The following is a 14,007-nucleotide window of genomic DNA, read 5'->3' on the forward strand; positions in this document are numbered from 1 at the left end:
CCCGGAAGTCAAGCCTCTCAGCGCCGATGGTACTGCACGGGAGACTGTGTGGGAGAGTAGGACGTCGCCGGACAATCATTAGCGCGAGGCCGCCCCACTGGGGCGGCCTCGCTGCTGTTTGTGCACCAAGAGCGTCGGTGCACGAACACCCACAAGGGCCCCCACAGGTGACTGTGGGGGCCCTTTGTGCGTTCTTCAGGGTCGGGTGAGCGCCAGATCGTCGCCCACCCGGGCCGCGGTCTCGAGCAGGGCCGGCAGAGCGGCACCGACCAGGTCGTCGACGCCCACGGACGAGGTCGATGCCGACACGTTCAGGGCAGCGACGACCGCCCCCTCCTTGTTGCGGACGGGAGCAGCGATCGAGCGCAGTCCCGGCTCGAGCTCCTGGTCGACAGCTGCCCAGCCCCGGTCACGGACCTGGGCGAGCTCATCGCGCAGCGCCTCGACGTCAGCGAGCGCATGCGGGGTGAGGGGGCGCAACGTCACCTCGGCGAGGTACGTCTCGAGCTCCTCGGTCGGCAGCGCGGCGAGCAGCACTCTGCCCATCGAGGTGGCATAGGCCGGAAATCTCGTGCCGACGGTGATGCCGACGCTCATGATGCGCCGGGTGGCCACCCGGGCGACGTAGACGACGTCGTCACGGTCCAGCACGGCCGCCGACGTCGACTCACCCACCGTGGCGGAGAGCTGTTCCAGATGGGGCTGCGCGACGTCGGGGAGCGCAAGTCCCGACAGGTAGGCCGTGCCCAGCCGGAGCACCTGGGGGGTCAGCGCGAACGTGCGGCCGTCGGTGCGTACGTAGTCCAGCTCGACCAGCGTGTGCAGGAAGCGGCGCGCTGTCGCGCGGCTGAAGCCGACGCGGGCTGCGACCTCGCTGAGCGTCATCTCGGGGTGGTCGTGGTCGAACGCCCGGATGACCGACAGCCCCCGGGCGAGCGACTGGACGAACTGGTCGCCTGCGGGCGGTGGCTGGTCGGGCATGGCTCAGGCTCCCAGCCGGCGAAGCGGGACGTCCAGGCGGGTGGCCAGCTCGTCGACGGTCGTGCCGAACGTCTCCGCGACCGTGACACCGTTCGGACCGACGAGGAACGTCGCGAGCTCGGTGTAGACGCGGCTGACGCATGCCAGGCCGGTGAGGGGATAGGTGCACTGCGGCACGATCTTGGCGACGCCGTCCTTCGCGAAGAGCGTCATCATCACGAAGACGTCCTTCGCGCCGATGGCCAGGTCCATGGCCCCGCCGACGGCGGGGATCGCGTCGGGTGCGCCGGTGTGCCAGTTGGCCAGGTCGCCGTGCTCGGAGACCTGGAACGCCCCGAGGACGCACACGTCGAGGTGGCCGCCGCGCATCATCGCGAAGGAGTCGGCGTGATGGAAGTACGAGGCGCCGGGCAGCTCGGTCACGGGCACCTTGCCGGCGTTGGTGAGGTCGGGGTCGATCTGGTCGCCTGTCGCGACCGGTCCCATGCCGAGCATGCCGTTCTCGGTGTGCAGGACGACCCCCGAGTCGTGGGCGAGGTGGTTGGACACCTGGGTCGGCTGACCGATGCCGAGGTTGACGAAGGCTCCGTCGGGAATGTCCGAGGCCACGATCTCGGCCATCTCGTCGCGGGACAGCGGCCCGCGGTCGGTGTGCTCGATGGTCCGGTCGAGGGTGACGGGAATCGTCATGATGCCTCCTGGCGGACCTGGACGATCCGATCGACATAGATGCCGGGGGTGACGACGGACTCGGGATCCAGCGTGCCGACGGGGACGACCTGCGTGACCTGCGCGACTGTCACGGCTGCGGCGGTGGCCATGACCGGCCCGAAGTTGCGGGCGGTCCGGCGATAGACGAGGTTGCCCATCTCGTCGCCCGCATGGGCGCCGATCAGCGCGACGTCTCCGCGGATCGGCAGCTCGAGGACGTAGTCGCGCCCGTCGATCGTCCGCATCTCCTTGCCTTCGGCGAGGGGGGTCCCGACGCCGGTGGGGCAGAAGAAGGCCCCGATGCCGGCCCCGGCGGCGCGCATGCGCTCGGCGAGGTTGCCCTGCGGCACCACCTCGAGCTCGATCCTGCCCGCGCGGTAGAGCTCGTCGAACACGTACGAGTCGGACTGCCGCGGGAAGGAGCACACCACCTTGCGGACCCGGCCGGCCGCCAGCAGCGCCGCAAGACCGGCGTCACCGTTGCCCGCGTTGTTGCTGACGACCACCAGGTCAGTGGCCCCCTGGTCGATGAGGGCGTCGATCAGCATGACCGGCATGCCGGCCATGCCGAAGCCGCCGACGAGGACGGTCGAGCCGTCCTGGATGCCCTCGACGGCCTCGCGGGCCGACTCGACGACGCGGCTCATCGGGCCGCCGCCTCGGACGTGCGGGTGTTCTCGAGCACGACGGCCAGGGCCTGGCCGACGCCGATGCAGATCGCTGCGACACCCCATCGGTCCCCGGACTCGGTGAGCCGCTTCGCGAGCGTGCCGAGGATGCGGGCGCCGGACGCGCCGAGCGGGTGCCCGATCGCGATCGCGCCGCCCTTCGCGTTGACGATCTCGCCGTCGATGCCCCAGGCGTCGACGCACGCGAGCGACTGCACTGCGAAGGCTTCGTTGAGCTCCACCGCAGAGACGTCCGACCACGCGATGCCCGCCCGGCGCAGGGCAGCGTTCGCGGCCTCGACCGGGGCGAAGCCGAAGTCCTGGGGATCGAGCGCGTGGACCCCGCGGCCAGCGATCCGGGCGATCGGGTCCAGGCCGAGGGCCGAGGCGGCGCCGGCCGATCCGATCAGCAGCGCCGCGGCCCCGTCGTTGAGCGGCGACACGTTGCCGGCGGTGATCGTGCCCCCGGGGCGGAAAGCCGTCTTGAGGCCGGCCAGCGTGTCGGTCGTCGTGCCCTCGCGGATCGACTCGTCGCGAGCCAGGTCGACGCCTTCCACGGGCGTCACCAGGTCGTCGTAGAAGCCCTCGGCCCAGGCCTTCGCGGCCAGCTCGTGGGAACGGGCCGCGAACGCGTCCTGGCGCTCCCGCTCGATTGCGAACCTCTCCTGCAGCTGCTCATTGGCCTCGCCGAGCGAGATCGTCCACTCCTCGGGCATCCGAGGGTTGACCAGGCGCCAGCCCAGGGTCGTCGACACCGCGGTGGCGTCGCCGGCCGGGAAGCCGCGGGCCGGCTTCGGCAGCACCCAGGGCGCCCTGGTCATCGACTCCACCCCGCCCGCGACGACGAGGTCGGCGTCGCCGGTCTCGACCGCGCGGGAGGCCATGATGGCCGCGTCGAGGCTGGACCCGCACAACCGGTTGACCGTCGTCGCGGGCACCGAGGTCGGCAGCCCGGCCAGCAGCACCGCCATGCGTCCCACGTTGCGGTTGTCCTCACCCGCGCCGTTGGCATTGCCCCAGAAGACCTCGTCGAGCGCGGCCGGCTCCAGGCCGGGCGCCTTGGCGAGCACACCGGTCAGCGCGGTGGCAGCGAGATCGTCGGGACGGACGCCCGCCAGCGCGCCCCCGAACCGGCCGAAGGGCGTGCGGGTGGCGGCGTAGAGATAGGAGGACATGGACCATCCTGTTCGCTATACGAACGCCTGTTCATCAGGCGGACAGCGCAAGAGTACCCCCGGGTCTCCCAGGCGTCCACGGAACCGAGGGGCCGGTCAGCCGTCCTCCGCGCGGCGCTTCTCCTTCTTGGCCTCGGTCAGGTCGCTGAGGACGTCTGCCTCACGTCGGTCCTCGGCTGCTGCCTGCGCCGACTCCCTGGCGTCGTCGAGCCCGGCCTTGGCCTCGCGGCGGGCCGCGGCCTTCTTGTCCTCGGCGGCCCGGTCGACGCGCTGCTTGCGCTGGCGGGTCGTCTCGGTGCGCTCGGCGGCCGTCTGGTCTGCGGCCTTCTTCTTGCGCGCCTCCGTGGCCGCGGCCCGAGCGGCGGCGCGCTCCTTGGCCGCTTGCTCGGCGCGGTCCGCCGCGGCGGGTGCGGACGCCGCGCGTTCCGCAGCCTGCTTGCGCTGACGGGCGGCCTGCTGGCGACCCGCCTCCGCGACCACACGAGCCTCTGCGCGACGAGCCTCGGCCTGCTCCTCGAGACGTTCGGCGCGGGCAGCCCTCTCGGTGCGGTCGAGGCGATCGGCCCCACGGGTCGCGATCCTGTCGTTGTGCAGCGCGGCCCCGGCGATCTTGTCCGCGGTGCCGATGGCCCGGTCCAGGACGGTGCGGGGTGCCGACGTCTCGGGCAGGCGGCCGGCCAGGCCGTGATCGATCGTGACGAGGGGCAGTCGGGCCAGCTCGTAGGGGAGGGAGATGAGGGTTGAGATGGCGGACATGGTCAGCTCCTGTTCTGACCGCGCAGTCGCGCGGCCTCCTGCTCGGCGACGGCGGCCTCTCGCTCGAGGCGCGCCCGGTCTGCAGCTGCCTGCTGCTCGGTCCTGGTCGCCTGCTCGGCGAGGGCGACCGCGTCGCGCTCCCGCCGGCGTTCGACCTCGTCGGCCTCCTGCTCGGCAGCCCGGCGGCCGACGGCCTCCTGCTGGGCGGCGATGCGCTCGGCGTCCGCGTGCTCCTGCGCTCGGTCGCGGTCGACCGCGCGTTGGGCGGCGTCCGCGCGGTCGTGGACGGCCTCGGCCTCCGCCGCCGCCTCGTGGTTGGTCTCGCGGAGCTCGTCCGCGGCGGCCTGCCGCTTCGCGTCGGCCAGCGCCTCCTCGGCGACGGCCGACCTGCGCTGCTGTGCGGCCGCCTGCTGGAGCTGTCCCTCCTCCACGAGCTCGTCCTTGCCGGTCACTGCACCGGCGACTTCCTTGGCCTTGCCCGCGACACTGTCGAACAGTCCCTCACGGGCCCCTGCTGCGGTGTCCTTGTCGTGACTGTTGTCGTGACTGTCGTCGTGACCGTTGTCATGGCTCATGACTCAAAAGTGCCCAAATTCCAGGGACCGACACCCTCTCACCGCTGTGACATGGGCCTCACGTGCGCTCGATCGCGCGGCGAAGGTAGGGGGCGGTGATGCTGTTGCCGTCGTCGAGCAGGTCCGCGGGCGTCGCCGCGGCCACGATCGTGCCGCCACGGTCGCCGCCGCCCGGCCCGAGCTCGATGACCCAGTCCGCTGCCGCGATGACCTGCATGTCGTGCTCGACGACCACCACGGTGTCACCCGTGTCGGTGAGCCGGCCGAGCACGCGGACCAGGTCGCGCACGTTGACCGGGTGGAGCCCGCCGGTGGGCTCGTCGAGGACGAAGACCGTGCCCTCGCGGCGGGGGCGCTGGAGCTCGGTGGCCAGCTTGATCCGCTGGGCCTCGCCGCCGGACAGCTCGGTCGCAGGCTGGCCGAGGGTGAGATAGCCCAGTCCGACGTCGAGCAGCGTCGAGAGCGAGCGGTGCACGGCCGACACGTCCTCGAAGAACGCCGCCGCCTCCTGCACGGTCATCGCCAGCACCTGCCCGATGTCTCTCTCGCGGTAGTGCACCTCGAGGGTCTCGGGGTTGTAGCGCGAGCCCTGACAGGTGGGGCAGACCGAGTAGCTGGTCGGCAGGAAGACGAGCTCGATCGCGATGAAGCCCTCGCCCTCGCACGTGGGGCAGCGCCCGGCCGGGACATTGAACGAGAACCGGCCCGCCGCCCAGCCGCGCTCCTTCGCGGCCGGGGTGGCCGCGAACAGCCGGCGGACCGCGTCGAACAGTCCGGTGTACGTCGCCAGGTTCGACCGTGGCGACCGGCCGATCGGGCGCTGGTCGATCGAGATGATGCGTTGCGGTTCGCGGTCGGTCCCCGCGTCCGCCTCGAGGCGCTCGACCACCGCGGTCAGGAGCGAGGACTTGCCCGACCCCGAGACGCCGGTGATCGCGGTCATCACGCCGATCGGCAGCCGGATGCTGACGTCCTGCAGATTGTGCAGCGACAGCCCCTTCAGCTCACGCCAGGCGGCTGGCTCACGCGCCGCGAGCGTCGGCGACGGGGTGCGGTCGAACATGAACTCGGCCGTCACGGAGTCCGTGACGCTCTCGAGGCCGGCCGGCGGCCCGCTGTGCACGACGTGGCCGCCCAGGACACCCGCGCTGGGACCCACGTCGACGACCCAGTCGGCGTGTCGGGCGATCGACAGGTCGTGCTCGACCACGAAGAGGGAGTTGCCGGCCGCGACGAGCTCACGCAGCGCCGCGTAGAGGGCCTCGGAGTCTGCCGGGTGCAGGCCCGCGGACGGCTCGTCGAGCACGTACAGGACGCCGAACAGGCCGGCGCGCAGCTGCCCCGCAAGACGTACGCGCTGCAGCTCGCCGGGGGACAGGGCCGTGCTGGAACGGTCCATCGACAGGTAGCCCAGACCGAGCCCGATGATCGCCTCGACCCGGGACGCGAAGTCCTTGACGAGCGACCGGGCCGCGGTGGCCGCCGCGGCCCCGTGGCGGTCGGTGCCCCGCGCCTGCTGCTCCAGCCCTGTGTCGAGCAGTGCGCACACCTGCGACAGGGGCATCGCTGCCATCTCGGCGATGTCCACCCCGGCGAAGGTGACCGCCAGGGCGGCCGGGCGCAGCCGCTTGCCGTGGCACGTGGGGCACGGTCCCTCGGCGCGGAAGGCCTCGAGCTTCTCGCGCTGGGTCGCGGACTGCGTCTTGGCAAGATTGCGCATGAGGTACTTCTCCGCGGAGGACCAGTGCCCGTGGTACTGGCTCGCCTCGCCCTGCTTGTTGCCCTGCAGGAGCATCCGGGGCTCCTCGTCGGTGAACAGCAGCCAGTCACGCTGCTCCTGCGGCAGCGTGTGCCATGGGGCGTGGATGTCGATGCCGAGCTTGGTGACCATGCGCCGCACGTTCAGCCCGACCCACGCGCGGTTGGCCCAGACGCCGATCGCCCCCTCGTCGATCGAGAGGCTCGGGTCGGGGACCAGCAGCTCCTCGGTCGTGCTGCGCGAGACGCCGCTGCCGTGGCACGTGGGGCACGCGCCCACCGCGGTGTTGGGCGAGAACGCGGAGGCAGGCAGGTGCTCGGCCCCCTCGGGGTAGGTGCCGGCCCGGCTGTAGAGCAGTCGCAGGACGTCCGACAGCGAGCTGAGCGTCCCGAGCGACGACCGCGAGCTGGTGGCGCCGCGTGCCTGCTGCAGGGCCACGGCCGGCGGCATGCCGTCGATCGTGTCGATGTCGGGCGCACCCACCTGCGACAGGAGGCGACGGGCGTACGGGGCGACCGACTCGAAGTAGCGCCGCTGGGACTCGGCGAAGACCGTGCCGAAGGCGAGGGACGACTTGCCCGAGCCCGAGACGCCCGTGAACACCACGAAGCAGTCACGGGGCAGGTCCACGTGGACGTCGCGCAGGTTGTGCTCCCGGGCCCCCCGGACGCGGATCCATCCGGACGAGCCGGCCGGGAGGGGAGTTCCGTGCAGATCGGTCTGTCGGCTGTCGGGCATCCCTTCAACCTAGCCCGCGCGGGTGCGTCCCGCGTGACGACGGTCGTCTCAGGTGGCGGCGGCCTCGTCGCGGGCGGCGCGAGCGGCCGCGTTGAGCTCCTGCATGAGGGTCGCGGCGCGTGCCAGGTCCTGCTCGTCGTGCGCGCCGAGCACCTGGCGCATGTGCTTGGCGAGGATGCCGAACATCGAGCCGCCGACCGCGAGCGCGTCGTCGGTGATCTCGACGCGTACGGAGCGGCGATCGGTCTCGGCCCGCTCGCGCCGGACGTGGCCGGCCCGCTCCAGCCGGTCGAGCATCGCGCTGGTGGCCGACGGGCTGAGCCCGAGGCCGTCGCTGATGTCCTTGGGCGAGGTGGTGCCGCGATCCATGACCAGGCCGATCGCCGCGAGGTCCGTGCGGTGCATCGCGTGCACGTGGCTCATCTCGAGGACGTACCGCTCGACCTCAGCGGTGAACATGCGCAGCTGGCGCACGAGCTCGGTGGCGGCGGGGGATCCCGCACCACGCCGATTGGCGGCGGTCATGACTCAATCGTACTATTTCCATCGTGGAATCATTCGATGACGGAAGCAAAGACCAGAAGCGCGGGCCCGGCCTCCGCGCCGCGATCCTCGTGACCCTGCTGTTCGTGCTGCTGTCAGGCGCGATGTTCGCCCTGGCGCCCGAGGCCAGGGAGTCCAACGCACCCACTGCGGGCCTGCCGGACTCGGCCGACTCCACCACCGTGGCACGCCTGCAGCAGACCCTGCCGTCCAGCGACGTGTCCCCGGCGATCGTCGTGGTGAGTCGCGACGGCGGCAAGGCACTCGACGGCGAGGAGAAGCAGGCCGTCACCGATCTGGCCTCGAAGCTGGAGTCCGTCTCGGTCACCGACGACGCTCTCAAGCCGGTCTTCTCCGACGACGGGAAGGTCGCGCTGCTCGCGGTGCCGTTGAAGCAGTCGACCGGAGCGGAGAAGATCGACTCGCTGCGCTCCACCGTGGACAGGTCCTTGCCCGACGGGGTCGTGGCCGAGGTCACGGGAGGTCCGGCCTTCGAGTCCGACCTCAAGGACGTCTTCGCGGGCGCCGACGTCCGACTGCTCATCTCGACGGCCCTGGTCGTCGCGCTCCTGCTGCTCGTGACCTACCGGAGCCCGTGGCTGTGGCTCGTGCCGCTGGTGGTCGTCGCGGTCGGCGACCGCGTCGCGGCCCTCGCGGTCGCGACCGCGACCCAGGTCTTCGACTACGACGTCGACGGCTCCACGACCGGCATCACGTCGGTCCTGGTGTTCGGTGCCGGCACCAACTACGCGCTGCTGCTCATCGCCCGCTATCGCGAGGAGCTGAGGCGCCACGAGAGCCGCTTCGTCGCGATGCGGGCCGCGTGGCGGCAGGCCGCGCCCGCCATCCTCGCGAGCTCGGGCACCGTGACCCTGGCCCTGCTGACCCTGTCGTTCGCCGACACCCAGACCAACCGGGCGCTGGGCTGGTCCGCCGCGATCGGCATCGTCGTCGCGGTGATCTTCGGGCTGATCGCCCTGCCGGCCGCGATGGTCCTGTTCGGTCGTGGCCTGTTCTGGCCGTTCGTCCCGCGTCTTGGCCAGAAGGACCCGTCCCGCGACGGGGTCTGGGCGCGCGTCGGTGCGGCCGTGGTCAGCCGGCCCAAGACGTTCGTGGCAGGCTCCCTCGCCCTCCTGGCGATCCTCGCTGTCGGGGGATCGGGCCTGCAGGTCGGGCTGACCCAGAACGAGCGCTTCCGCGAGACCCCCGAGTCCGTGCTGGGCCAGGAGACCCTCGCCCAGGCGTTCCCGGCCGGGTTCGCCGAGCCGACGGTCGTGCTCGCGAAGCCCGATCAGGCCAAGGCAGTGATCGCCGACCTCGAGGACGTCGACGGCGTCTCGAGCGTGATGCCGGGTCCCGCCTCGGAGAAGTGGGCCGAGCTCAACGTCGTGCTCGACAGCGACCGTGGCTCGGATCGCGCCGCGGACACGATCGACCGGCTGCGGGCGGACCTCGACGACGGGGTGCTGGTCGGCGGCGGTGACGCGCAGGACCTCGACGCCAAGGCGGCCGCCGCGCACGACCGGATGCTGATCTTCCCCCTCGTGCTCGTGATCGTGATGGCGATCCTGGTGGTGCTGCTGCGCTCGATCGTGGCGGCCGTCGTCCTCGTGCTGACCGTCGTCGCGACGTACGTCACGGCGATGGGGGCGGGGTGGTTCGTGTTCACGCACTTCTTCGACTTCCCGGCGCTCGACCTGCCCGTGCCGCTGTTCGCGTTCATCTTCCTCGTCGCGCTCGGTGTCGACTACAACATCTTCCTGGCGACCCGTGCCCGCGAGGAGGCGGCCGACAAGCCGATCGCCGGGGCGATGACGACAGCACTGGCCGTGACCGGCGGCGTCATCACGAGTGCGGGCATCGTGCTGGCTGCGGTGTTCGCGGTGCTCGGCGTGCTGCCGCTCGTGACGCTGACCCAGATCGGCGTGATCGTCGGCATCGGCGTGCTGCTGGACACCCTGGTCGTCCGCAGCCTCCTGGTGCCGGCCCTCGCGACGCTGATCGGCGAGCGGTTCTGGTGGCCGAGCCACCCGGGCCGCCGCTGACGGGCGGGAGTTCGTCCGCGCCGACATGGCAGGCCGCCTGAGCTCGTAGCAGCGTACGAACACCTGGGGGCACAAGAGTCCTACGGTCAAGAGGTGACCGACCTCAACGACACGAAGACCTGGCTCGACGAGCAGCTCCCTGCGCTCCTCGAGAAGCACGACGTCCCCGCAGCCGCGTGGGCCGTGCTCAAAGACGGCGACGTCGTCGACGGAGCCGCAGGTGTGCTCAGCAAGGCCACCGGCGTGGACGCCACGGCGGACTCGGTGTTCCAGATCGGCTCGATCACCAAGCTCTGGACGAGCACCCTGGTGATGCAGCTGGTCGACGAGGGACTGGTCGACCTGGACGAGCCCGTCCGGACGTACCTGCCGGAGTTCCGCATCGCGGACGAGTCAGCGGCCGCGGTCATCACGACGCGCCAGCTGCTCAACCACACCGCAGGCTTCGAGGGCGACATCTTCACGGACACCGGCACGGGTGACGACTGCATCCAGAAGTACGTCGCGCTGCTCGAGGACGTCCCGCAGCTGTTCGCTCCGGGGGAGCAGTTCTCCTACAACAACGCCGGCTTCTGCGTGCTCGGTCGCCTCGTCGAGGTGCTCCGGGGCACGACGTTCGACGCGGCCCTCCGTGAGCACGTGATCGCACCGCTCGGCCTGACCCACGCGGCGTCGGGCCCTTACGAGGCGATCCTGTTCCGCGCCGCGGTCGGCCACATCGAGACCGGACCGGACTCCGGCTACGTGCCCGCGCCGGTCTGGGCGATGGCTCGTTCCAACGCCCCGGCCGGGTCGATGCTCGCGATGCGGCCGCGGGACCTGGTCGCGTTCGCCCGCATGCACCTCGAGGACGGCCGGGCGCCCGACGGGACCCAGGTCCTCGCACCCGGCACCGCCGCCGCGATGCAGGCCCGCGCGGTCGAGGTGCCGTACACCGGGATCATGGGCTCCTCCTGGGGGCTCGGATTCGAGCGCTTCGACATCGCCACGGGCGACGTCATCGGCCACGACGGCAGCACGATCGGACAGAACGGCTTCCTGCGGATGGTGCCCGAGGCGGGCCTCGCGGTCGCGCTGCTGGTCAACGGCGGCGACGTGATCTCGCTCTACCACGAGATCGTGGGGCGGGTCGTCGACGAGCTCTCCGACACCCGGCTTCCCGAGCTGCCCACACCGCCGAGCGAGCCCGAGCGCATCGACGCGAGCCGGTACGTCGGCACGTACTCCGCGGACGTGATGGACCTGGTCGTCACGCAGGACGACGACGGCCGCATCTTCATCGAGACGACCTTGAAGGGCATGTTCGCCGACATGGCCGAGCACGAGCCGCCGCAGGAGCTCGTCCACTTCCGGGACGACAGCCTCATCCCGCTGCAGGGCGAGCACGGCATGCACATGCCGCACTGGTTCCTGGGCGACGACGGGGCCGGTCACGCCCAGTACCTGCACATCGGTCGCGCCATCCGGCGCGCCTGACCCGCGCGAGACAGAGGAACTTCGATGAAACTGATCCCGACAACCGTGGGGCTGTGTCTGACCGCGTCCGTCCTGGCGGCGTGCGGCGGTGGAGGATCCGGCGGCGGCAAGGACGACGCCGAGATCGTCGACGGTGGCACGTTCACGATGGCGCTGAACGCGGATCCGGGGAACCTGGATCCGCACTCCTCGGTCTCGAGCGCACTGTTCAGCATCAGCCAGCTGTCGTACGACCACCTGTTCAACACCAACTTCGACGACGGCACGATCGAGTCGGGCCTGGCGTCGAAGTGGGACGTCAAGGGCACAACCGTGACGGCGACCCTGGCCGAGGGGGTCACCTGCTCGGACGGCAGCGAGCTCAAGGCCTCCGACGTCGTGGCCAACTTCGACTACATCGCGGACCCCAAGAACGAGAGCCCCCTGCTCGGGGCGTTCCTGCCGGCGGGCGCGACCTCCAAGGCCGACGACGCGGCGCGCACCGTGACGATCACGCTCGCCGCGCCGGCGCCCTTCGTGCTGCAGGGCCTGTCGAACATCGCGATCGTGTGCGCGGACGGCCTGAAGGACCGCACCGCGCTGGCCAAGGCCTCCGCCGGGACCGGCCCCTACGAGCTGACCAAGGCGGAGCCGGGAAACCAGTACACGTACTCGATCCGCGAGGGCTACACGTGGGGACCCGACGGCGCGACCACCGCGACCAAGGGGATGCCCGACACGATCGTCATGAAGATCGTCGAGAACGAGTCGACCGCCGCGAACCTGCTGCTGTCGGACGGCCTCAACGGGGCGATCGTCAGCGGCACGGATCGCAAGCGCCTCGACGCGGCGAAGCTCACGACGTACGACACCGCGACCCTCACCGGTGAGCAGTGGTACAACCAGACGAAGGGCCGGCCCACGGTCGACCCGAAGGTGCGGCTCGCCCTGACCCAGGCGCTCGACCTGCCCGAGCTGCAGAAGGTCCTGACCGGCGGGAGCGGCAAGCCGGCGACGACCTTCGCGGCCCTCGACCCGGTCGCGTGCCCCGGGGACTCGGTCTCCGGCGCCCTGCCGAAGCAGGACGTCGACGCGGCCAAGGCCGTGCTCTCCGCTGCGGACCTGCCCGATCTCACGTTCGTCTACAACCCCGCGAGCGGCAGCGGCGTCAGCGCCGCGGCCGAGCTCGCGGTGGAGCAGTGGAAGGCCGCAGGGGTCACGGTCAAGGCCAAGAGCCAGAACGTGACGGCGATCCAGGAGACGGTCTTCGGGACCGGCAACTGGGACATCGCGTGGCTGCCGGTCAACGTCAACAGCCCCGATCAGCTGGTCCCGTTCCTGTCGGGCCCGTCCACGCCGGACGGCACGAACTTCGCGAACATCACGAACGACGACTACGAGGCCGGCGTCCAGAAGGCGTCCGCGATGAACGGCCAGGAGGGCTGCGAGACGTGGCTCGAGGCCGAGTCGGCGCTGGTCGAGGCAGCGGACGTGATCCCGTTCGCGAACTCGATCGGCAAGGCGTACCGCGCCAAGGCGACGTTCGACTACCCCGGCCAGATGGTGCCCACGAGCATCCGGATGCTGGCGAACTGAGCCGTGACCGTCGCCGAGACCGCAGCGGTCGTGCCGGCCCCACGGGTGGGGAGGTCTGCCCACCCGTGGGTCCGGTTCGCCCTGCGTCGCCTCGGACGTCTGGTGGTCTCCCTGTGGGTGCTGGTCACCGCGGCGTTCTTGATGATCCACCTGATCCCGGGCGATCCGGTGCGAGGCGCCCTGGGCTCGACCGCGACCCCCGAGCTGGTCGAGGCCAAGCGTGAGTCGCTCGGCCTGAACGACCCGCTGTGGGCGCAGTACGCCCACTACCTCAAGGGCCTGTTCAGCGGCGACTTCGGGACCTCGCTGATCTCGCAGACCGCGACCTCGGACGTCATCGCACAGCGGCTGCCCGCCACGCTGGCCCTCGCGGCGCTCGGCTTCCTGCTCGCGATAGCGGTGGCCGTCCCGCTCGGCGTCGCTGCGGGGGTGCTGACCCGTCGGGGTCACGGCCGGCGCACCGAGCTGGGCTTCACCACGACCAGCGTCGTCCTCGGCACGATCCCGGACTTCATGGTGGGCGTCGCTCTCGTCTACGTCTTCGGCGTGCGCCTGGACCTCCTGCCGGTCGCGGGCAACGACACCGCGGCGGCGTACGTGCTGCCGGTCATCTCCCTGGCGATCGGTCCGGCGGCGATCCTGGCCCGGATCATCCGCATCGAGATGGTGACGACGCTCCAGACGGACTTCATCCGCACGGCGCGCGCCAAGCGCCTGCCGTCCTCGCGGGTCTACCTCTCGCACGCCCTGCCCAACGCCCTCACGGCGGCGCTCACCCTCTCGGGCCTGCTGCTCGGCTCGATGGTCGCCGGGACGGTGCTGGTCGAGAACGTGTTCGCGTGGCCCGGTCTCGGCAGCACGATCGTGTCGTCGATCCTCAACAAGGACTACCCCGTCGTGCAGGGCATCATCTTGATGTACGGCATCGGCGTCCTGCTCATCAACACCCTCGTCGACATCGCCCTGGCGCTGCTCGACCCGCGCTCCCTGATCAGGGAGGACTGA

12 protein-coding genes are annotated in these 14,007 nt (G+C 71.1%); 4 read left to right on the forward strand and 8 right to left on the reverse strand.

Annotation, left to right across the window (positions count from 1 at the left end; all coding sequences use genetic code 11):
• Positions 1-195: 195 nt before the first annotated feature.
• The 8 genes from GEV27_RS16080 to GEV27_RS16115 all read right to left on the reverse strand — a co-directional run bounded on the left by GEV27_RS16080 (position 196) and on the right by GEV27_RS16115 (position 7,888).
• Complete coding sequence (locus tag GEV27_RS16080; protein WP_153935080.1) at positions 196-981, reverse strand: IclR family transcriptional regulator C-terminal domain-containing protein; 786 nt, start codon at positions 979-981, stop codon at positions 196-198.
• Positions 982-984: 3 nt separating this feature from the next.
• The gene (locus GEV27_RS16085; protein WP_153935081.1) at positions 985-1,671 is read right to left on the reverse strand and encodes a 3-oxoacid CoA-transferase subunit B; all 687 of its coding nucleotides are present in this window, start codon (positions 1,669-1,671) and stop codon (positions 985-987) included.
• Complete coding sequence (locus GEV27_RS16090) at positions 1,668-2,339, reverse strand: 3-oxoacid CoA-transferase subunit A (RefSeq protein WP_153935082.1); 672 nt, start codon at positions 2,337-2,339, stop codon at positions 1,668-1,670. Before GEV27_RS16090 ends, GEV27_RS16085 begins: the two co-directional genes overlap by 4 nt.
• Positions 2,336-3,535 carry a thiolase family protein gene (locus GEV27_RS16095; RefSeq protein WP_153935083.1) on the reverse strand — a complete coding sequence of 400 codons (1,200 nt, stop codon included), beginning with the start codon at positions 3,533-3,535 and terminating at the stop codon, positions 2,336-2,338. Before GEV27_RS16095 ends, GEV27_RS16090 begins: the two co-directional genes overlap by 4 nt.
• A 96-nt stretch (positions 3,536-3,631) precedes the next feature.
• Positions 3,632-4,291 carry a hypothetical protein gene (locus GEV27_RS16100; RefSeq protein ID WP_153935084.1) on the reverse strand — a complete coding sequence of 220 codons (660 nt, stop codon included), beginning with the start codon at positions 4,289-4,291 and terminating at the stop codon, positions 3,632-3,634.
• Between the two features lie 2 nt (positions 4,292-4,293).
• Complete coding sequence (locus GEV27_RS16105; protein ID WP_153935085.1) at positions 4,294-4,866, reverse strand: CsbD family protein; 573 nt, start codon at positions 4,864-4,866, stop codon at positions 4,294-4,296.
• A gap of 58 nt (positions 4,867-4,924) precedes the next feature.
• Complete coding sequence (locus tag GEV27_RS16110; RefSeq protein WP_153935086.1) at positions 4,925-7,363, reverse strand: excinuclease ABC subunit UvrA; 2,439 nt, start codon at positions 7,361-7,363, stop codon at positions 4,925-4,927.
• Between the two features lie 48 nt (positions 7,364-7,411).
• On the reverse strand, positions 7,412-7,888 hold the full coding sequence (locus GEV27_RS16115) for a MarR family winged helix-turn-helix transcriptional regulator (RefSeq protein WP_153911786.1): 477 nt from the start codon (positions 7,886-7,888) through the stop codon (positions 7,412-7,414).
• Between the two features lie 23 nt (positions 7,889-7,911).
• On the opposite strand from GEV27_RS16115, the gene GEV27_RS16120 reads away from it, so the two are divergent.
• The 4 genes from GEV27_RS16120 (at position 7,912) to GEV27_RS16135 (ending at position 14,007) form a co-directional block, all read left to right on the forward strand.
• A complete protein-coding gene (locus GEV27_RS16120; protein WP_309222318.1) occupies positions 7,912-9,951 on the forward strand; it encodes an MMPL family transporter in 2,040 nt (679 codons plus the stop codon).
• Between the two features lie 93 nt (positions 9,952-10,044).
• The gene (locus GEV27_RS16125; protein WP_309222319.1) at positions 10,045-11,427 is read left to right on the forward strand and encodes a serine hydrolase domain-containing protein; all 1,383 of its coding nucleotides are present in this window, start codon (positions 10,045-10,047) and stop codon (positions 11,425-11,427) included.
• Between the two features lie 24 nt (positions 11,428-11,451).
• Positions 11,452-13,002: an ABC transporter substrate-binding protein gene (locus tag GEV27_RS16130; protein WP_153935088.1), complete on the forward strand. Its 1,551-nt coding sequence runs from the start codon at positions 11,452-11,454 to the stop codon at positions 13,000-13,002.
• A 3-nt stretch (positions 13,003-13,005) separates the two neighbouring features.
• Positions 13,006-14,007 carry an ABC transporter permease gene (locus GEV27_RS16135; protein ID WP_309222320.1) on the forward strand — a complete coding sequence of 334 codons (1,002 nt, stop codon included), beginning with the start codon at positions 13,006-13,008 and terminating at the stop codon, positions 14,005-14,007.

The organism is Aeromicrobium sp. S22 (assembly GCF_009661045.1).
GTDB classification, from domain to species: domain Bacteria; phylum Actinomycetota; class Actinomycetes; order Propionibacteriales; family Nocardioidaceae; genus Aeromicrobium; species Aeromicrobium yanjiei.